Below are 19,077 nucleotides of genomic sequence, written 5' to 3' on the forward strand. Positions count from 1 at the left end.
GTTGCTACGTTGCGCAACTTTACAACCATCGGGCGGTGCCGAGCGTCCCCTACGTATGAGTCGGACGGATGAGAGCACACGTGTGACGACCAGTGACCAGGCGCGGCCGCCGCGCCGCAGACGGGGCCCTCTGCGGATCGCCCTCGTCGTGGCCCTGTCCGTGCTCCTGCTCGGCACGGCCGGACTCGGCTGGATCTATCTGAAGCTGAACGGCAACATCGACACGTTCGGCGCCGACGGTCTCTCCAAGGACCGCCCGGCCGGTTCGACGAAGGGCGAGAACGTCCTCGTCATCGGCTCGGACGCGCGCACGGACGGAAACAGCGCGCTGGGCGGCGGCGACAAGGGCGACATCGGCCGCTCCGACACCGCGTTCCTGCTGCACGTCTACGCCGACCACCGGCACGCCGTGGCCGTCTCGATCCCCCGCGACACACTGGTCACCCTCCCCCCGTGCAAGCTCCCGGACGGGAAGTGGACCAGGGCGCGGCCGAACACGATGTTCAACGAGGCGTACTCCGTGGGGCAGACGGCCAAGGGCAATCCGGCCTGCACCCAGAACACGGTCGAGAAACTGACCGGCCTGCGCGTCGACCACACCGTCGTCATCGACTTCAAGGGCTTCGCGGCACTGACGCGGGTCGTCGGCGGGGTGAAGGTGTGCCTCCCGCAGGACGTGTACGAGAAGGACCTCAACCCCAACCGCGCCACCCGGGGCGGGCTGCTCTTCAAGAAGGGTGAGCAGAACCTCTCCGGGCAGCGGGCGCTGGACTACGTCCGCATCCGGCACGGCATCGGCGACGGCTCCGACATCGGCCGCATCAAACGCCAACAGGCTTTCGTCGCCAGCCTGGTGAAGAAGGTGAAGAGCGACGGGCTCACCCCCACCGGACTGCTGCCGCTCGCCGACGCCGCGACGAAGTCACTGACCGTCGACCCGGGTCTTGGTACCGCGAAGCGGCTGATCTCGTTCGCGATGTCCCTGAAGCACATCGACCTGCACGACACTAAGTTCGCGACCATCCCGTGGCGTTACCAGGGGGAGCGGGTCGCGATCGTCCAGCCGGACGCCGATCAGCTGTGGGCCGCGCTCAAGGCCGACCGCACCCTCGACGGCACCGACGCCGGTGGCAAGAAGGGCGAGCAGGGCGGGCCGACCGCCACCGCGGCCACCTCGCCCAGCACGGCCGCGGAGGTCTCGGGGGACGGTATCGACGTCGCCGTCTACAACGGCACCACCACGCGCGGCCTGGCCTCGCGGGCCGCGACGGCCCTGACCGAGCACGGCTTCACCGTCACCCGTACCGCGAACGCGGTCGACCGGGACCGCGCCGACACGGTGATCGAGTACGGCGCGGGCCTGCGGGCCCGGGCCCAGACGGTCGCCCGGCTCTTTCCCGGCGCCGAGCTGAACTCCGTGCCGGGCGCGGGCGTCGACGTCGTCCTGGGCCGGACCTACGCCGCCAAGGGCAGCGCGTCGGCCCCGGCCTCACCCGCGCCCACCGCCCTCCCGACGTCGGTGGCGCGTGACGCGCGCTCCGCCGACGACGACGTGTGTTCCAACCTGTCCTACGGATAGACCGCGTCCGCCGGAGACGGAGGTGAAGAAGTGGCGGGTGAAGGCGTGGCGGGTGAAGGCGTGGCGCGTGGAGGGGCGACGTGCGAAGGGGTGGCCTGTGGGGTGTTGGCCGCCCGCACGATGACGTAGAGGGCCAGGGCGAGGACCAGCAGAGTGACCCACCGCCACCGCGTCCAGGATGCGGCCATGTCCCGCCTTCTCTCTTCCGCCCGTTCACCGGTGCGCCGAGGCGAATCGCTGGAAGGAAGAGTAAGCCCGCGTCACCCTCCGTCGTGGCTGCGCTCGCCGTGCGCCCCTTGATCACTGTGGGAGATCCCGCCGCAGTCCTCGGAGCGACGGCGTTCGTGGCGTGACCGTGCGGCCACCAGCCCCACCGCGTACAGGCCGAGGACCGCGGCGAGCAGCAGGTAGTAGAGGGCGGGCAGTGCGGTCATGCCCAGCGGCGGGCCGAGCGGGGAGAGCGGCAGCGCGAGGCCGGCGGCGGTGAGGGCGGTCGCGCCCCAGCCGACGGGGCCCGGTTGCCGCCGGCCCTCGGCGCCCCGGCGGCCGAGCCGCAGCAGGAGCATCACCAGCGCCTGGGTGAGCAGGTTCTCGGTGAACCAGCCGGAGTGGAACACGGACTCGTCGTTCGCCGTCCCCGGCCCGTGCACGGCGAGCGCGAGGACGCCGAAGGTCGCGAGGTCGGCGACGGCGTTCAGCAGGCCGAAGCCGGTGATGAAGCCCAGCAGGTCGCGCGAGCGCAGCACGGTGGGGCGCTTCAGGGTGCCCGGCGCGGGGCGGTCGTAGGCGAAGGCGAGCTGGGCCGCGTCGAAGCACATGTTCTGCACGAGGACCTGCGTCGGCAGCATCGGCAGGAAGGGCAGCAGGATGCCCGCCGCGAGCATCGCGATCACGTTGCCGAGGTTGGAGGAGAGGGTGACCCGCAGATAGGTGCTGATGTTGCCGCTGGAGTAGCGGCCCGCGGTGACCGCGTGCGAGATCGCGGTGAGGTCCTTGTCGGCCAGCACCACGTCGGCGCTCTCCCGGGCCAGGTCCGTGGCGTCGCGCGGGCAGATCCCGACGTCCGCGGCGTGCAGCGCGGGCAGGTCGTTGACGCCGTCGCCGAGGTAGCCGGTGGCATGTCCGCGTGCGCGCAGTGCGACGGTGATACGCGCCTTGTGCTCGGGCGTGCAGCGGGCGAAGACGGTGGTGCGGTCGGCGAGTTCGCCGAGTTCGGTGTCCGTGAGACCGTCGAGGTCGGCGGGGGTGCGTACCTCCCCGGGGTCGAGGCCCAGGTCGCGGCAGGCGCGGGCGGCCGTGCCCGGGTGGTCCCCGGTCAGCACCCGTACGGCGACGCCCCGGTCGGCGAGCACCCGCAGCGCGTCGGCCGCGCTCGGCACCAGCGCGTCCCGCAGCGTGACGAACCCCTCGAAGGTCAGGCCGCGTTCGTCGGCCGGGGTGTAGTCGCGGTGGCGGGCGGGGCGTACGGCGGTGGCGACCGCCAGGACGCGCAGCCCGTCGTCCGTCAGCTCGTGGGCGCGGGCGAGCAGCCGGGTGCGCTCCTGCGGATCCAGCGCACAGCGCTCCAGTACGGCTTCGGCGGCGCCCTTGACCAGGAGGGTGTGGGAGCCGAGGGTGCCGGGGGTGCGTACGACGGCGGTGGTGAGGCGGCGTACGGGATCGAAGGGCAGCGCCGCGACCCCGTCGTACGCCGTCAGGTCGTCCTCGTCGGCCGTGTGCAGGAGCGCCTCGTCGAGGGCGTCGGGCGCGGGGAGGTCGGCGAGTTGCAGTGTCCACCAGGCGGCCGCGGCCGCCCGGCGCAGCACCTCGGGCGCGTCCTTGCCGTCCGCGTCCAGCGCGCGGTCGACGACCGGCCGGTCCTGGGTGAGGGTGCCGGTCTTGTCCACGCAGAGCACGTCGATGGCGCCGAGGTCGTGGAGCGCGGGCAGCCGCTTCACGATCACTCCGTGCGTACGGGCCAGCAGCGACGCCCCGCGGGCCAGGCAGGTCGTGATGATGACCGGCAGCATCTCCGGGGTCATCCCGACCGCCACCGCGACGGCGAACGGCAGGGTCTCCAGGCCCCGCCCGCGCAGGGCCGCGCCCGCCATCAGGACCAGCGGCGGGGTGAGCAGCATGAACCGGATGAGGATCCAGGAGATGCCGTGCACGGACCGGTCGAAGGCGCTCGCCTCCCGCCGCCCCGGGTCCCGGTGGCCCTCGGCGAACCGCGTGTGCGCGCCGGTCGCCACGACCACGGCGGTACCGCTGCCGGAGGCGACACTGCTGCCCTGGAAGCACAGCTGCGGTTGCTCGAACAGCTCACCCGCCGTGCGGCCCGGCGCGTCGACCGGGTACTTGGCGACCGGCGCCGACTCTCCGGTGAGCGCCGCCTGGTACACGGTCAGCCCACCGGCCCGCAGCAGCCGTACGTCGGCGGGGACCAGGTCGCCGGGACCGAGCCGGATCACATCACCCGGCACCAGCTGGTCGACCGGGAGGTCGCGGTCGGTGGGCACCGCGTCCGCGTCGGTCCTGCGCAGCACGGTGGCGGTGCTGGCGACCAGGTCGCGCAGCGCCGCCATCGAACGGTCGGCCCGGTGCTCACCGGACGACCGCAGCACACAACTGACCACGACCAGTACGGTGATCACGCTCGCGGTGCCCCAGGAGGCCACGAGCGCCGAGACCAGGCCGAGGCAGAGCAGTACGGCGGTGAACGGATCCCGCAGGCTGCGCAGGAACCGCTCGGCCCAGGGAACGGGCCGCCGGGCGGGCAGGATGTTCTCCCCGAACCGGGCGAGGCGTTCGTCGGCCTGCGTCTGTGTCAGCCCCCGCGGGCCGCTGTCCAGCCGCCGGAGCAGTTGGAGCGCGGTCGGCTCGCCGTGTTCCTCCCCGCCCGAAGTTCCTTGAAGGACCCGGGGTTTCTCCGCCGCCATGCCGTCCGCGGAGGCGGAGCGCTCGGCGCCCCCTCCCGCCGTCGCGGACGTCTCAGCCACCGATCCCGCGCAGCCTGCGTACGGGTGCCGATGCCTCCTCGGCCCGTGCGGCCAGCTGTCCGACCATCACGCGCACCACGGTCACGACATCGGGATCGTCGACGTAGTAGACCTGTCGGCGGCCTTCGCGCCGGGAGCGGACGAGGCCCGCGAGCTTCAGCTTCGACAGGTGCTGGCTGACAGCGGGCAGAGCGCCGCCGACACGCTCCGCGAGATGGGTCACGTCGCTCTCGCCCTGCGCGAGGGCCCACATGATGTGCAGCCGGGGCGAGGAGGCCAGCAGTCCGAACGCGGCGGCCGCGTCCGCCAGCACCTCGGCGGGCGGATCATCGAAGCCACCGGCGTATGCCGTCACAGTCTCTTCTCCCGTCCCGCCCCGGGCATCCGTGCCCGCGTCCGCGCCGACCCAGTTTAGGCGCCCGTCCCCAGGGCGCCGCCGCCGAACCGGCAGCCGCTCACGGTGCCGAGTCCTTGGTTCCGGTGGCTGCGCGGTAGGCCTGGGTGGGGGTCATGGCGACGCCGTCGATATTGACGGTCTTGTAGGTGCTGACCTTGGCGCAGGTCTTGGACTGGTCGGCGGTCTCGGCGTGGGCGTTGGCGGTGGCGGTCTTGGTGTCGGCGGGGGCGGCGGGTGCGGGGTAGGCGGTGCCGCTGGTCCAGTCGGTGCCGATGACCAGGGTCAGGCCGGTGCCGGTGGCGTCGCTCTGCTTGAGGTGGGAGAACGGCAGGCCCAGGGCCTTGGCGGCGGTCTGGGCCTCGGCCTTGTGCCCGCTGCCGTAGGTGAGGGTGGTCGTGGACGTGGTGCCGGCGGCGTTGCTGGTGGTGGTGCCGGAACCGAAGCCCTTGTCGAGCAGGGCGGTGGCGACGGCCGAGGCCCGGCCGGTGACGGTGGTGCCGTTCTCCACGGTGACCGCGATCTGCGCGGCGGGGACCGCGGGGGCGGAGGCCGTGGCTTTGGCTGTCGCGGAGGCCGCGGCGGTCTTGTCGCCCGCCGAGTTGGTCAGGGACTGGTCGTTCGCGATGGTGGCGAACAGGCTCTGGGCCGTGGCGGCGGGCACGAGCCGGTTGCTGTCGCCCGGGTCCGGCGCCGTCTGCATGGTGGTGAAGGTGATGCGCTTCGCCGGGACCTTGTCCACGTCGGCGGCGAGCCCGATCAGCTTTCTGATGCTGCCCAGGCCGGTGTCGACGGTGAGGGCCTTGGTCGCGGCGTCGGCCAGCCGGTAGACGGCGGTGGGGTCGGTGAGGGTGCCGGCGCTCTTGAACTTGCGGATCATCGAGCTGAGGAAGAGGTGCTGGGAGTAGGTGCGCCCCAGGTCGCTGCCGTCGCCGAAGCCGTGCCGGGAGCGGACGAACTCCAGGGCCGCCACGCCCTTGAGGGTGTGCGTGCCCTCAGCGAGTTTCAGGTGCGAGTAGGTGTCGTAGACGTCCTTGTCGACGCAGGCCGACACCCCGCCCACCGCGTCGGACATCTTCACCACGCCGGAGAAGTCGAGCTTGACGAAGTGGTCGATGGGGATGCCGGTGAGCCGGTGGACGGTGGCCACCTGGCAGGCCGGCCCGTACTGCAGGGCGCTGTTGACCATGCCGGTGTAGCCGTTCGTGGAGACGCCGGTCTCGGTGTCCTTGCAGGCGGGGACGGTGGTCACGGTGTCGCGGGGGATGCTCATCACGGTGGCGTTGGAGCGGTCGGCGGATATGTGCATCACCATCTCCACGTCCGCGTTGGACCCGGACTGCACACCGGTCTGTGAACAGCCGCCGCCGAGCTTGCAGTCGCTCGCGCTGGTACGGCCGTCGCTGCCCATCACCAGGAGGTTGATCGGGGTCCTGCCGAAGGAGTCGGCCTTCTCCTTGCCCGCGCTGTCGCCCGTGCCGTCGGTCAACGGGACGCTGTGGAGATTGCCGTTCAGATGCTCGTAGAACCACCACCCCACGCCCGCGGTGGCCAGGACCAGCACCGACAGCGATATCGCGGCCGTCCGCAGGATCCGCCTGCCCCGACCCACGGGCCGGGCCCGGCGCCCCGCACCGGTCTTGGGACGCGCACGGGATCCCGTCCGGGAGGGCGCGGAACGGGTGGGCGCGGAACGGGAGGGCGCATGACCGGAGGCCGCGGAACCGGAGGTCACGGAACCCGAGGTGTGGCGCTGCCGGGGCAGCCCGCGTGCGTGGCTGCGTGTGGCGTTGCCGGCGGGGACGTCCCCAGGGTCAGTCATGTTCGCACTCCCACGACGGTCGGGCCGTTCAGGCATACGTCAGGCGTTGCGGGGACGCCTCACTTGCACAGTTGCGCAATATAACAACCCGGCCCGAGACCCGGCGCGGCTCCCACCCACCACCCCTAGAGAGGGCTCCGGACGCGCGGGCGTTCCGACGTCCGGAGTCATCGGTCGTCACAGCGGTCCCGACTCATGACCGAGATGTGGTGAAGTCGTGGTGAGCGCTGGGGTCCGGGCCCGCTATGTTCGGTGCGATCATCCGAGATGCGGAGCCGGTGTGCAGAAGACAGACGAACGGGCCGTGGGGGCGGAGGAACCGTCCACGGCGGCGGAGGCCGACGTGGCCGTCGCGGTCCCCGCGGCGAGGGCGGGTGCCAGAGGTCCCCGGCGCGACTGGCCCCGCCACTGGCCCCTTCTGCTCGGAGCGTGCGCGCTGTCCGGGCCCGCGCTCTACGTCCTCGGCCGGTGGATGGAACAACCGGCCATGCAGGCCTGGCGGACCGTCTGTCTCGCCGTCACCGTGCAGGCGCTGCCGTTCCTGCTGCTCGGCACGGCGCTGTCCGGCGCGATCAACGCGTTCGTGCCGGCCCGGGTGTTCACCCGCGTGCTGCCCCGGCGGCCCGTGCTCGCCGTCCCGGTCGCCGGAATCGCCGGAGTCGTCCTGCCCGGCTGTGAATGCGCGTCGGTGCCGGTCGCGGGCAGCTTGATCGGCCGGGGTGTCACCCCGGCCGCCGCGTTCGCGTTCCTGCTCTCGGCGCCCGCCATCAACCCGGTCGTGCTGACCGCCACCGCCATCGCCTTCCCCGGCCACCCCGAGATGGTCCTGGCCCGGCTGCTCGCCTCGCTCGCCACCGCCGCCGTGATGGGCTGGCTGTGGCTCTTCCTGGGCCGCGACAAATGGCTCAAGCCTGTCGTACGGCACACCGGGCACCAGCCCGAGCAGAGCCGCCTGCGGGAGTTCCGGCGCGGCTTCCAGCACGACTTCCTGCACGCGGGCGGCTTCCTGGTCCTCGGGGCCATGGCGGCGGCGACGTTCAACGTGGCGGTCCCGCGCACCGTGCTCGACGCGTTCTCCGGCTCTCCCTGGCTGTCGGTGCTGTTCCTGGCCGCGCTCGCCATCCTGCTCGCGGTGTGCTCCGAGGCCGACGCGTTCGTCGCGGCCTCGCTCACCGGCTTCTCGCCCGTCGCCCGGCTGGCGTTCATGGTCGTCGGGCCGATGGTCGACCTGAAACTGATCGCCCTTCAGGCGGGCACCTTCGGCCGGGCCTTCGCGGTCCGTTTCTCCACGGCCACGACGGTCGTCGCGATCGTGTGCAGCGCGCTCATCGGAGGAGTCCTGCTGTGAAACGCCCCCTCCAGGTGACCCTGCTCGTCCTCAGCGGCCTCGGCCTGCTGCACGCCTCGCTCTTCACCGACCTGAGCCTCAGGTTCGTCAAGGAGGGGATGCGTCCGATGCTGGTCGCGTCGGGGGTGCTGCTGCTCGTGCTGGGCGTGGCGGAGGCGTGGTCGAGCCAGAAGCCGGGCAGCGGCGACGCCGCCGACAGCCACGGTCACGACCAAGTCCGAGACCAAGACCACAGTCACAGCCACGACCACTCCACCGTGCCCCGTATCGCCTGGCTGCTGTTCCTCCCCGCGCTGAGTCTGCTCTTCTACGCCCCGCCGGCCCTCGGCGCGTACACCGCCGCGCGCGAGGCGCCCAAGGCCGTCACGGAGCAGAGGTACTTCGATCCGCTGCCCGCGACCTCGCCGGTCCCGCTGACGCTCACCCAGTTCACCAGCCGGGTTCAGCAGGACCACAAGCGGGACATCGGCGGCCGTAGCGTCCGGATGACCGGTTTCGTCACGCCCGACAAGGGGGCCGACGGCTGGTACCTGACCAGGATCATCTTCACCTGCTGCGCGGCGGACGCCCAGTCCGTGAAGGTGCGGATCCACGGGGCGGCGGCGCTGCCCGCCGACACCTGGGTGACCGTCACCGGGACGTGGCACCCCGGCGGAACTCTGGGCACGAGTTCCGCCCCGGCCGCGCTGGACGCCCGTACCGTCAAGAAGGTCGCCAAGCCGGTGAACGCGTACACGGACGCCCTCCCACTGTTCTAGGCCGTCCCGCTACGCCGGCCGTACCAGGCCCACGTCATACGCGAAGATCACCGCCTGGACCCGGTCCCGTACGCCGATCTTGGCGAGGACGCGGCTGACGTGGGACTTGACGGTGGACTCCGCGAGGCAGAGGCGGTCGGCGATCTCGGCGTTGCTCCAGCCGGAGGCGATGGCGGTGAGGACCTCGCGTTCGCGGTCGGTGAGGGCGTCGAGCCTGCGCTCCTGCTCGGGGGTGTGACCCGGGCGTCGCTCGGTGTAGGCGTCGATGAGTTTGCGGGTCAGGCCGGGGGCGATCACGGCGTCCCCGGCGGCCACCGCACGGATTCCGGCGACGAGTTCGTCGGGCAGCGCGTCCTTGAGGAGAAAGCCGCTGGCCCCGGCGCGCAGCGCGGCGTAGGCGTACTCGTCGAGGTCGAAGGTGGTCAGGACGAGGACACGGGAGCGGCCGCCGGACTCCACGATGTGGCGGGTGGCCTCGATGCCGTCCATGCCGGGCATCCGGACGTCCATCAAAACGACGTCGGGGCGCAGTTCGGCGGTCGCGCGGACCGCCTCGGCGCCGTGGGTGGCCTCGCCGACCACGGTCAGGTCGGGGTGCTGTTCCAGGAGCATGCTGAAGCCGAGGCGTTGCAGGGCCTGGTCGTCGACGATGAGCACGGTGGTCATGCCGGATGGTTCTCCGTGGGAGCGGTGGTGGGGATCAGGAGGGCGCGGACGGTCCAGCCGCCGCGGGTGTTCGGGCCCGCGGTGACGGTCCCCTGGTAGAGGGCGGCCCGCTCGCGCATGCCGACCAGGCCGCGTGCGTCGTCCCGGGCGGCGTCGGCGCGCGGGGTGCGGGGCGGACCGGTGTCGTCGACGGTGAGGCGGACCCGGTCGCGGTCCACGGTGACGCCGACGTGCGCGGTGGTGTCGGGCGCGGCGTGCTTGAGGGTGTTGGTCAGCGCCTCCTGGACGATGCGGTAGACGGCGAGTTGGATACCGGGGGCGAGGCCCGCCAGGTCGCCCCCGGTGTCCAGGGTGACGGTGGGGCCCGCGGCCCGGATCCGTTCCAGGAGGGCGGCGAGGTCGGCGAGGCCCGGTTGGGGTGCGAGCGGGGTGCCGCCCGGTTCGTCGCTCCCGTCCTCTTCCTCACCGATGACGGCGAGCAGGCGGCGGAGTTCGCCGAGGGCGCCGCGTCCGCTGTCGGCGATGATCCGCAGGGTGTCGGCGCCGCGCTTGGGGGACTTCTCGGCGAGCCCGGCGGCGCCGTCGGACAGGCCGACGATGACCGCGAGGGTGTGGCCGAGGATGTCGTGCATCTCCCGGGCGACGCGGGCGCGTTCGGCGGCGGCGGCGAGCCGGGACCGCTGGTCGCGCTCCACCTCCAGGCGGACGGCGCGTTCGCGCAGGGCCCCGACGTACGCGTTCACGACCCGGCCGACCAGGCCCGCCGCGGCGACGGCCGCCACCAGGGCCGCCTGCACGATCGCCAGCACCGCGGTCTCCAGGAACGAGCCGGCCGACTGGCCGGCGGAACGGACGACGACCCCTACGGACGTCTGCGCGACGGCGATCGCCATACAGACCACCAACTGGGCGGGCCCGACCGCTCGGCCCACGTTGAGCAGCGCGACGATCCGCCCGGCCTCGGAGCCCGTGCTGACGTCCATGACGATGGCCACCGCGCCGACGGCGGAGGTGAGGGCGAAGACCAGGACGGGCCGCCGCTGCCGCCACAGCAGGGGAACGCAGTATCCGGCGATCACCGCCAGCACCACGGGGACGCCGCGTCCGATGCCGTCCGCCGCGTCCCGCAGGGCCGGGGCGCCCAGCGTCGCGCACAGCAGCGGCGCCGTCACCCGCTTGACCCACGGATGGGCCAGATCGGCCCGTCTCACCCGGGTGAGCCACTGCAGGACCGCGACGTCCGAGCGGTGCTGCGCCCCGCCCAGCAGTGCCTCGGGCGTGACGGGGCGGGAAGCCGGCCCGGGCGCGGTCGGTGCGGTCACGTCGTACGCCCTCTCGGTACGGAAGCCGTCCGCCGCCCCCCCGGGGGAGTGGGGATCGGCGGACGGGGCGCGTTGGTCACGGCCGGTGCGGCCGTACGTCCTGTCGCGGATCGTACGGCCGACAGGTCACCGCCTCGCGGTGGGAAGGGGCTCGGCATCCCGCGTGCCCTCGGTGTCCTGCGCCTTCGTCTTCGCCTCCGCCAGCAGATGGCGCAGCTTCTCGCCCTCGACGTCCACGTTGGGCAGGACGCGGTCCAGCCATCCCGGCAGCGACCAGGCGCGGCGGCCGAGCAGCGCCATGACGGCGGGCACGATCGTCATCCGGACCACGAAGGCGTCGAGGAGCACGGCGACGGCGAGACCGAGGCCGATCGACTTGATCAGCGCGGTGTCGCTGAGCAGGAACCCGGCGAACACGGAGATCATGATGACCGCCGCGGCCGTGACCACGCGGGCGCCGTGCCGGAAGCCCGCGACCACCGCCTCGATGGGCTCGGCGCCGTGGACGTACTCCTCCCGCATCCGGGTGACGAGGAAGACCTGGTAGTCCATGGCGAGCCCGAACACCACACCGACCAGGAAGATCGGCAGCAGGCTCACGATCGGCGCGGTCTCGTCGACGCCGAGGGCGCCCGCGAACCAGCCCCACTGGAAGACGGCGACCACGACGCCGAGGGTCGCCAGGACGCTGAGCAGGAACCCGACGGCGGCCTTGAGCGGGACCAGGACCGAGCGGAACACCAGGAGCAGCAGCACCAGGGCCAGGCCGACGACCACGGCGAGGTAGGGCACGAGGGCGTCGCCGAGCTTGGCGGAGATGTCGATGTTGAGCGCGGTGGTGCCGGTGACCATCAGTTCGGCGCCGGTGTCCGCGTGCAGGGCGGTGCCGCGGTCGCGGATGGCGGAGACCAGGTCGACGGTGTCCTGGCTGCTGGGTGAGCTCTTCGGGACGGCGCGGATCAGGGCGACGTCACCTGCCTGGTTGAAGGTGGCGGGGCTGACCGAGGCGATGTCGGGCATCGCGTCGAGCAGGGTGATCGCGTCCTGGGCGGCGCCCTTGGCGTCGTCGCTCGTACGGGCGTCGACGACCACGGTCAGCGGGCCGTTGTAGCCGGGCCCGAAGCCCTTGGTGATGGTGTCGTAGGCGATGCGCTGGGTGGAGCCGGGGGTGGCCGAACTGTCGCTGGGCATGGCCAGTTGCAGCGACAGGGCGGGAATGGCCAGGGCGAACAGCGCGGCCACCGCGACGGCGAGAACCCTGACCGGGTTGCGGGTGACGAACCGCGCCCACCGCACGCCCGCGGGTTCGCCCTCGCCGCGCTCCTCGATCGCCCGCATCCGGCGGGTCTTGAGCTTCCCCTTCATGATGCGGGGACCGGCGAAGCCCAGCAGGGCGGGCAGCAGGGTGAGCGCGATGAGCACGGCGATCGCGACCGCGCCCGCGGCACCGAGTCCGATGTCGGTGAGCAGGCCGACGCCGATGATGCTGAGCCCCGCGAGCGCGATGACCACGGTCAGACCGGCGAACACCACCGCGGAGCCGGCCGTGCCGAGCGCGCGTCCTGCGGCCTCCTCCGGTTCGTGCCCCTCCCTGATCTCGCCGCGGTAGCGGGAGACGATGAACAGCGCGTAGTCGATGGCCACCGCGAGGCCGAGCATCAGCGCCAGCGTCGAGGTGGAGGAACTCAGGTCCACGAACGCGCTGGTGAGGGTGATCGCGGACACCGCCACCGCGATGCCGAAGACCGCGGTCAGCAGGGGCAGTCCGGCCGCGAGCAGCGAGCCGAAGGTGATGACCAGCGCGACGGCGGCGACCGCGAGGCCGATCAGCTCACCGGCGCTCTGCGCGGACTTCACCTGGACGGCGTTGCCCCCCATGCTCACCGCGAGCCCCGCCTTGTCGCCCCGGTCGGCCACGGACTTCAGGTCCTCGCGGGCCCGGTCGGTGACGTCGGCCTGGGCGACCTTGTACGTGACCTGGGCGTAGGCGACGGAGCCGTCCTTGCTGACGGTGCCGCTGGTGAACGGGTCGGCGACGTTCGCGACCTGGGAGGCCTTCGCGAGGTCGGCGACGAGAGCCTCGACCTCGGCCTTGTCACCGCCGGACGTCAGCTTCCGCCCGTCCGGGGCCTCGAACACGACGCGGGCGGTGGCTCCGGCGGCCGAGGCCTGCGGGAACTCCTTCCCCAGCAGGTCCAGCGCCTTCTGGGACTGGGTTCCGGGAATGGTGAAGGAATCCGACGTACCGGCCGACACACTGGCCGCACCGATACCGACGGCCGCCAGGACGGCTATCCACAGCATGAGGACAAGTCGTCGCCGCCGGAACGCGAACCGGCCGAGACGATAGAGGAACGTGGCCACGAATGACTCCCGGAGCGGGGAAAAGAGGCCTTCGTGGCCTCCCGAAGCCAGGCTAGGAACGCCCGGTCGCCACTCGGCGGCACTCCGGAGGTGAATACGGCCCGGCGGTTAGTACTTCCGTCCCATACGCATGTCATCCGGCCGGTGTACGACGCCGCCGAGCCCGCCCCTCGCCGGCGCCGGGGTCTTACGGACCCGTGACGTGACGGGCGCGGTACTGCCGTGCGCGGCCGTCGCGGTCCTAGCGTTCGGCGTATGCGAGTACTGGTCACCGGCGGTGCCGGGTTCATCGGGTCCCATGTCGTCGAGGCGCTGACCGCGCGGGGGCACGAGGCGGTCGTGTTCGACCTGCGCGACGGCCTGGACGTACGGGACGCCGAGGCGGTCGGCGCGGCGCTGACGGGCGTGGACGCCGTGTGCCATCAGGCGGCGATGGTGGGGCTGGGGAAGGGGTTCGACGACGCGGTCGAGTACGTGTCGCGCAACGACCTCGGCACGGCGGTGCTGCTCACCGCGATGGCCGACGCGGGGGTCCGCCGCCTCGTGCTCGCCGGGTCGATGGTCGTGTACGGCGAGGGCGCGTACGGATGTGAGTGGCACGGGCCGGTACGTCCCGGGCCCCGGACCGTCACCGATCTCGACGCGGGACGGTTCGAGCCCCGCTGTCCGCGGTGCGACGAGGAACTGACACCCGGCCTGGTGCGCGAGGACGCTCCGGTCGACCCCCGGAACGTGTACGCGACGACCAAGCTGGCCCAGGAACATCTGGCGGCGGCCTGGGCCCGGTCGACGGACGGTTCGGCGGTGTCACTGCGCTACCACAACGTGTACGGGCCGAGGATGCCGCGCGACACCCCGTACGCGGGGGTCGCCTCGTTCTTCCGGTCCGCGCTGGCCCGGGGCGAGGCGCCGCGGGTCTTCGAGGACGGCGGGCAGCGACGGGACTTCGTGCACGTAAGGGATGTGGCCGCGGCCAATGCGGCGGCCCTGGAGGCGGGTTCGCGCCCCGGGGCCCTCACCGTCTACAACACCGGGAGCGGCGAGCCGCACACGGTCGGCGAGATGGCCCGGGCCCTGGCCACCGCCCACGGCGGGCCCGAGCCCGTGGTGACCGGGGAGTACCGCCTCGGCGACGTACGCCACATCACGGCCGACTCCGCACGGCTGCGCGCCGAGCTGGGCTGGAAGCCCGAGACCGGCTTCGCGGAGGGAATGCGGGAGTTCGCGACGGCGAGGCTGCGCGGGGAGTAGGGAAGTAAGGGGGGTAGGGGAGCGGCGGCCGAACCGCTCCTCACGCCCTCGCCATGGGCAGTGTGACCTCGAAGCGGCAGCCTCCGGGGACGTTGTGGACGGCGGCCTGGCCCTGGTGTGCCTCGACGATGCCCCGGACGATGGCCAGGCCCAGGCCCGCTCCGGCGGGGGGCGTACGGGCGTGGGTGCCGCGCCAGCCGGTGTCGAAGACGCGCGGGAGGTCCTCCTCCGGGATGCCGCCGCAGCCGTCGGTGACGGACAGGACGACCCCCGCGTCCGAACGCTCGGCGGCGACCGCGACCGTGCCGTCGGCCGGGGTCCGCCGGATCGCGTTGACGAGGAGATTGCCCAGCACCCGGCTCATCTCCTTGCCGTCCACCTCGACCGGCACCGGCTCGATACGGTCCCCGACCAGGCGTACGCCGTACTCGCGGGCGAGCGGGTCCGCGCCCGCGAGGGCGTCGCCGACGAGGTCGTAGAGGGAGATGCGGGAGGGCGACAGGGCGAGGGTCCCGGCGTGTATGCGGGAGAGTTCGAAGAGATCGCCGACCATGTCGTTGAGGCGTTCGACCTCGGTGCGGATCTGCCGGAGGTAGCGGTCCGGGTCGGCGGCCACCCCGTCCTCCAGCGCCTCCGACATCGCCCGCAGTCCGGCGAGCGGGGTGCGCAGGTCGTGCGAGATCCAGGCGACGAGTTCACGGCGGGAGCTCTCCAGCGCGCGTTCACGGTCGCGGGACTCGGCGAGCTTCGCGCTGGTCGCCTGCAACTCCCGGCTCAGGGCGGCGAGTTCGGCGGTCGCCGCGCCGTCGGGGGCCGCGAAGTCGCCGCCGTCGCCGAAGGAGCGCGCGGCGAGGGTGAGCGCCCTGCTGCGGGCCACCACCCAACGGCCCAGCAACAGCGCCGTCGCCAGGGACACCACCGCCGCCATGGCCACCACGGTCGTGACCACGCCCAGATCGTGCGAGGACAGGAACATCGCCCAGGCGACGGCCAGCGTCCCCGCGAGCATCGCGGTGACCGCCACGGCGGCGACGACGGCGAGGGACACGGTCAGCGACCGCCGCCGGATCAGCCACAGCGTCCCCGCGCCGAGCAGCCCGGCCGCTGCGGCGCCGAGGAAGGCGTACAGGGCGATGAGCAGCATGTCGTGCGTGGAGTGCACGGTCTGCATGGCTTGCGTGACCTGCCCGGCTTGCGTGACCTGCATGGAGTGCATGGCGTGCATGGAGTGCATGGTCAGACCGCCTCCTCGTGGGGCGTGGGCTCCTCGAAGCGGTAGCCGACCCCCCAGACCGTCTGGATCAGCCGCGGTCGGCCGGGATCCTCCTCGACCTTGCCCCGCAGCCGGCGCACGTGGACCGTGACCGTCGACAGGTCGCCGAAGTCCCAGCCCCACACCTCGCGCATCAGGTCCTCGCGGCTGTACGCCCGGCCGGGATTGCGCAGGAAGAACGCGAGCAGGTCGAACTCGCGGATGGTGAGGGCGAGATCCTCGCCGTTCCTGGTGGCGCGGCGGGCGTCGGGGTCGACGGCGAGACCGGCCAGCCGGAGGGGGCGGGTGCCCGCGGCGGGGCGGCTGCGGCGCAGTACCGACTCCACCCTCAGGACCAGTTCACGGGGGCTGAAGGGCTTGGTGACGTAGTCGTCGGCGCCCACCTCCAGGCCGAGGATCCGGTCGTCCTCGTCTCCGCGCGCGGTGAGCATGATGACCGGCACGGGCCCCTGGCCGCGCATCCTGCGGCACACCTCCAGGCCGTCCATCCCCGGCAGCATCAGGTCCAGCACCACCAGGTCGGGCCAGTGCGCGGCGGCCCGGGCGAGCGCGGCGGGTCCGTCCGCGGCACGGTCCACGACGTACCCGGCGCGGTCGAGATAGCCGGAGACCACCTCGGCGACGGTGGGGTCGTCGTCGACGACGAGGACGCGGGCGCTCCGCCCGGGCCCGCCGGGGGCGGGTCCGGTACCTGCGGATTCGTACGGCTGCTGCATGGATCCAGCGTCCCACCGGCCGCACCCGCCTGCCGCGATCCCGCCGCGACGTCCGCGTTTCGTAAGGACCTGAAGTCCGATATCTCCCTTTCGCGTTCGTAGGGTGAAAGCCGTGACGACCTCTCCCCAACCCGAGCCGGACAAGGCCCCGGACACGGACCCGGCGCCCGTCGACGCGGTCCTCCCCTCTCCGGCCGACGCGGTCCTCCCCTGTCCGGTCGACGTGATCCTCCCCTGTCTGAACGAGGCCGAGGCCCTCCCCTGGGTCCTCGCCCGCGTCCCCGTCGGGTGGCGCGCGCTGGTCGTGGACAACGGTTCCACGGACGGCTCGGCGGAACTGGCCCGCGGCCTCGGCGCGACCGTCGTGCGCGAGACGCGCCGCGGGTTCGGCGCCGCCTGCCACGCCGGTCTGCGAGCCGCCACCGCCGACATCGTGTGCTTCTGCGACTGCGACGCCTCGCTCGACCCCGCCCAACTCGTGGCCTTCGTCCACGAGGTCCAGAATGGGAGGGCGGACCTCGTGCTCGGGCGGCGCCGCCCGCAGGGCCGGGGTGCCTGGCCCGCGCACGCCCGGGCGGGCAACCTCGCCCTCGCCCGGATGCTCCGCCGCCGCACCGGACTGCGCCTGCACGACCTCGGCCCCCTGCGTGCCGTCCGCCGCGAACCGCTGCTCGCCCTCGGTCTCACCGACCGCCGCAGCGGCTACCCGCTCCAGATGGTCGTGCGCGCCGCCGACGCCGGCTGGCGCGTCACCGAGCACGACGTGCCGTATCTGCCGCGCACCGGCGCCTCCAAGGTCACCGGCACCTGGCGCGGCACCTGGCAGGCGGTACGGGACATGCGCCGCGTCCTCGCCGAGCCGCCCGCGCCGTCGCGCCACGCCCACGCCGCCCGCACCCCTTCCCTCGCCTCCACGGATTCCCGCTCCCAGGGAGGAACCAGCCAGTGACGACGCTCCTCGTCATCGCCAAGGAACCGCGCCCCGGGCGGGTCAAGACCCGCCTCACCCCGCCCTTCACGCCCCGGGAGGCGGCGCTGCTCGCCGAGGCGTCCCTCGCGGACACCCTGCGCGCGGTGGCGGCGACCCCGGCACGGCGCCGGGTGCTCGTGCTCGACGGAGCGGCCGGCGACTGGCTGCCGGCCGGCTTCGACGTCGTACCGCAGTGCGCGGGCGGCCTCGACGAACGGCTGGCCGCCGCCTTCGCGGGCTGCGCCGGGCCCGCGCTGCTCATCGGCATGGACACCCCGCAGGTGACGCCCGCGCTCCTCGGCGTGGACTTCGCCGGCTGCGACGCGTACTTCGGCCCGGCCGAGGACGGCGGCTTCTGGGCCCTCGGGCTCGCCGCCCCCGACCCGGAGCTTCTGCGGGGCGTGCCGATGTCGACGCCCACGACGGGTGCGGTGCAGCGGGAGCGGCTCGTCGCCGCCGGGCTGCGCGTGCGCGACCTGCCCCGCCTCCGGGACGTCGACACGGCCGCCGACGCGGAGGCGGTCGCCGCCCTCGCGCCGCCCGGCAGCCGCTTCGCCGCCGAGCTCGGACGTCTGCGGACGGCCACCGGACGATGAGCACCGCGCACGGGACGACGACACCACCGGGGGTGCCCGGCGCGCGCCCCTGGTCGGCCGACCCCTACTCGGACGCCCTGGTCAGCGGCCGGGGCCCGCTCTTCCTCCGGCGCACCGACGGCTGGCTGCTGCCCCTGGAGGTGGAGCGCTGGTGCGCACGGGCCGACGCGGTGGACCTGACGGTGCTCGCGCGCTGCGAGGGGACCGTGCTCGACGTGGGCTGCGGGCCGGGGCGGCTCGTCGCCGAACTCGCCGCCCTGGGCCGGCCCGCGCTCGGCATCGACGTCAGCGAGGCGGCCGTCGCGCACACCGCCCGGCTCGGCGGGCAGGCCCTGCGGCGCTCCGTGTTCGAGCCACTCCCCGGTGAGGGCCGGTGGGACACCGCGCTCCTCCTCGACGGCAACGTCGGCATCGGCGGCGACCCGGCGGCCCTGCTCCACCGGATGGCCCAACTCCTCACCCCTGGCGGACTGTTGATCGTCGAGACCCTCGCGGACGTGGACGTCGACGAACGGGTCAGCGTCCACATCGTCCGGGCCGCCGACCCCCGGAGCACGGCGGGGCCGGCCTTCCCGTGGGCCCGCCTCGGCACCCCCGCCCTCCTGCGGCACGCCCGCCGGGCGGGCTGGCACCGAGACGCTCAGTGGGCGGCCGGGGGCCGCTCCTTCGTCGCCCTGCGCAACCGCTCCGACCGTGCCGACCTCCGCGAGCGCAGCACGAGCAGCACGGCCGAACCCCCGAACAGCACCGCCGTGATCAACAGCCAGCGAGTCAGGAAGCCGTCGCCCGAGAGCCCGGTGGCCAACCGGTAGTGCTCCGCCATCTGCCCACTGATCAGCGGAAACCACATCAGCAGCAGAAGCGCCGAGAACGCGGCCGGGAACCGGACGTAGAGCGTCCACTCCCGGCGGCCGACCGCGCCGAGGCCCCTCGCCACGGCCCGGTCAGCCCCCGCGTACAACGGAACGAGCACCAGGTCGTGCAGGATCGCCGCGCCCACGAACCACAGCGCCACCCCGAACCAGTCCCCCGCGAGCAGC

The 19,077-nt window shown here is 73.1% G+C and carries 16 protein-coding genes; 7 read left to right on the forward strand and 9 right to left on the reverse strand.

What is annotated here, in order from left to right; translation table 11 throughout:
- Positions 1 to 55 precede the first annotated feature (55 nt).
- Complete coding sequence (locus ACZ69M_RS14810; RefSeq protein ID WP_470049905.1) at positions 56 to 1,579, forward strand: LCP family protein; 1,524 nt, start codon at positions 56 to 58, stop codon at positions 1,577 to 1,579.
- Here ACZ69M_RS14810 and ACZ69M_RS14815 read toward each other — a convergent pair.
- The 4 genes from ACZ69M_RS14815 to ACZ69M_RS14830 form a co-directional block, all read right to left on the reverse strand.
- Positions 1,570 to 1,767, reverse strand: a complete 198-nt coding sequence (locus ACZ69M_RS14815; protein WP_470049907.1) for a hypothetical protein — start codon at positions 1,765 to 1,767, stop codon at positions 1,570 to 1,572. The genes ACZ69M_RS14810 and ACZ69M_RS14815 overlap by 10 nt on opposite strands.
- A gap of 72 nt (positions 1,768 to 1,839) precedes the next feature.
- Positions 1,840 to 4,497 carry a magnesium-translocating P-type ATPase gene (gene mgtA, locus ACZ69M_RS14820; protein WP_470050170.1) on the reverse strand — a complete coding sequence of 886 codons (2,658 nt, stop codon included), beginning with the start codon at positions 4,495 to 4,497 and terminating at the stop codon, positions 1,840 to 1,842.
- 52 nt (positions 4,498 to 4,549) lie between these two features.
- A complete protein-coding gene (locus ACZ69M_RS14825) occupies positions 4,550 to 4,912 on the reverse strand; it encodes an ArsR/SmtB family transcription factor (protein WP_054231278.1) in 363 nt (120 codons plus the stop codon).
- A 100-nt stretch (positions 4,913 to 5,012) separates the two neighbouring features.
- Positions 5,013 to 6,773 (reverse strand): LCP family protein, encoded by a 1,761-nt coding sequence (locus ACZ69M_RS14830; RefSeq protein WP_470049909.1) that lies wholly within the window; start codon positions 6,771 to 6,773, stop codon positions 5,013 to 5,015.
- Positions 6,774 to 7,053: 280 nt separating this feature from the next.
- On the opposite strand from ACZ69M_RS14830, the gene ACZ69M_RS14835 reads away from it, so the two are divergent.
- Both ACZ69M_RS14835 and ACZ69M_RS14840 read left to right on the forward strand, forming a co-directional pair.
- Entirely contained in the window at positions 7,054 to 8,121 is a 1,068-nt protein-coding gene (locus ACZ69M_RS14835; RefSeq protein WP_470049911.1) for a permease, read from the forward strand.
- On the forward strand, positions 8,118 to 8,879 hold the full coding sequence (locus ACZ69M_RS14840) for a TIGR03943 family putative permease subunit (protein ID WP_470049913.1): 762 nt from the start codon (positions 8,118 to 8,120) through the stop codon (positions 8,877 to 8,879). The genes ACZ69M_RS14835 and ACZ69M_RS14840 overlap by 4 nt, the downstream gene beginning before the upstream one ends.
- A gap of 9 nt (positions 8,880 to 8,888) precedes the next feature.
- On the opposite strand, the gene ACZ69M_RS14845 is transcribed toward ACZ69M_RS14840, so the two are convergent.
- The 3 genes from ACZ69M_RS14845 to ACZ69M_RS14855 form a co-directional block, all read right to left on the reverse strand.
- A complete protein-coding gene (locus ACZ69M_RS14845; RefSeq protein WP_470049915.1) occupies positions 8,889 to 9,545 on the reverse strand; it encodes a response regulator in 657 nt (218 codons plus the stop codon).
- Positions 9,542 to 10,867 carry a sensor histidine kinase gene (locus tag ACZ69M_RS14850; RefSeq protein ID WP_470049917.1) on the reverse strand — a complete coding sequence of 442 codons (1,326 nt, stop codon included), beginning with the start codon at positions 10,865 to 10,867 and terminating at the stop codon, positions 9,542 to 9,544. Before ACZ69M_RS14850 ends, ACZ69M_RS14845 begins: the two co-directional genes overlap by 4 nt.
- 126 nt (positions 10,868 to 10,993) lie before the next feature.
- A complete protein-coding gene (locus tag ACZ69M_RS14855; RefSeq protein ID WP_470049918.1) occupies positions 10,994 to 13,231 on the reverse strand; it encodes an MMPL family transporter in 2,238 nt (745 codons plus the stop codon).
- A 255-nt stretch (positions 13,232 to 13,486) separates the two neighbouring features.
- Between ACZ69M_RS14855 and ACZ69M_RS14860 the strand changes: the two genes are divergently transcribed.
- Positions 13,487 to 14,482 (forward strand): NAD-dependent epimerase/dehydratase family protein, encoded by a 996-nt coding sequence (locus ACZ69M_RS14860; protein ID WP_470049920.1) that lies wholly within the window; start codon positions 13,487 to 13,489, stop codon positions 14,480 to 14,482.
- 40 nt (positions 14,483 to 14,522) lie between these two features.
- Here ACZ69M_RS14860 and ACZ69M_RS14865 read toward each other — a convergent pair whose 3' ends face one another.
- A complete protein-coding gene (locus ACZ69M_RS14865; RefSeq protein ID WP_075031785.1) occupies positions 14,523 to 15,653 on the reverse strand; it encodes a sensor histidine kinase in 1,131 nt (376 codons plus the stop codon).
- Positions 15,654 to 15,718: 65 nt separating this feature from the next.
- Positions 15,719 to 16,471 carry a response regulator transcription factor gene (locus ACZ69M_RS14870; protein WP_470049922.1) on the reverse strand — a complete coding sequence of 251 codons (753 nt, stop codon included), beginning with the start codon at positions 16,469 to 16,471 and terminating at the stop codon, positions 15,719 to 15,721.
- Positions 16,472 to 16,694: 223 nt separating this feature from the next.
- On the opposite strand from ACZ69M_RS14870, the gene ACZ69M_RS14875 reads away from it, so the two are divergent.
- The 3 genes from ACZ69M_RS14875 to ACZ69M_RS14885 are packed head-to-tail and all read left to right on the forward strand — an operon-like array spanning position 16,695 to position 18,849.
- Positions 16,695 to 17,420 (forward strand): glycosyltransferase family 2 protein, encoded by a 726-nt coding sequence (locus ACZ69M_RS14875; RefSeq protein ID WP_470050172.1) that lies wholly within the window; start codon positions 16,695 to 16,697, stop codon positions 17,418 to 17,420.
- Positions 17,417 to 18,037: a TIGR04282 family arsenosugar biosynthesis glycosyltransferase gene (locus tag ACZ69M_RS14880; protein WP_470049924.1), complete on the forward strand. Its 621-nt coding sequence runs from the start codon at positions 17,417 to 17,419 to the stop codon at positions 18,035 to 18,037. The genes ACZ69M_RS14875 and ACZ69M_RS14880 overlap by 4 nt, the downstream gene beginning before the upstream one ends.
- Positions 18,034 to 18,849, forward strand: coding sequence for a class I SAM-dependent methyltransferase (locus tag ACZ69M_RS14885; RefSeq protein ID WP_470049926.1), 816 nt, complete (start codon positions 18,034 to 18,036; stop codon positions 18,847 to 18,849). Before ACZ69M_RS14880 ends, ACZ69M_RS14885 begins: the two co-directional genes overlap by 4 nt.
- Positions 18,850 to 19,077: the final 228 nt, after the last annotated feature.

The sequence above is a fragment of the Streptomyces sp. NPDC107454 genome (assembly GCF_055582885.1).

Excerpts from the sequence above, each read along its gene's own strand:
- mgtA (WP_470050170.1), bottom strand. The coding sequence starts at position 4,497 with ATGGCGGCGGAGAAACCCCGGGTCCTTCAAGGAACTTCGGGCGGGGAG.
- ACZ69M_RS14810 (WP_470049905.1), top strand. The coding sequence starts at position 56 with ATGAGTCGGACGGATGAGAGCACACGTGTGACGACCAGTGACCAGGCG.
- ACZ69M_RS14815 (WP_470049907.1), bottom strand. The coding sequence starts at position 1,767 with ATGGCCGCATCCTGGACGCGGTGGCGGTGGGTCACTCTGCTGGTCCTC.
- ACZ69M_RS14830 (WP_470049909.1), bottom strand. The coding sequence starts at position 6,773 with ATGACTGACCCTGGGGACGTCCCCGCCGGCAACGCCACACGCAGCCAC.
- ACZ69M_RS14885 (WP_470049926.1), top strand. The coding sequence starts at position 18,034 with ATGAGCACCGCGCACGGGACGACGACACCACCGGGGGTGCCCGGCGCG.
- ACZ69M_RS14870 (WP_470049922.1), bottom strand. The coding sequence starts at position 16,471 with ATGCAGCAGCCGTACGAATCCGCAGGTACCGGACCCGCCCCCGGCGGG.
- ACZ69M_RS14845 (WP_470049915.1), bottom strand. The coding sequence starts at position 9,545 with ATGACCACCGTGCTCATCGTCGACGACCAGGCCCTGCAACGCCTCGGC.
- ACZ69M_RS14865 (WP_075031785.1), bottom strand. The coding sequence starts at position 15,653 with ATGCAGACCGTGCACTCCACGCACGACATGCTGCTCATCGCCCTGTAC.
- ACZ69M_RS14860 (WP_470049920.1), top strand. The coding sequence starts at position 13,487 with ATGCGAGTACTGGTCACCGGCGGTGCCGGGTTCATCGGGTCCCATGTC.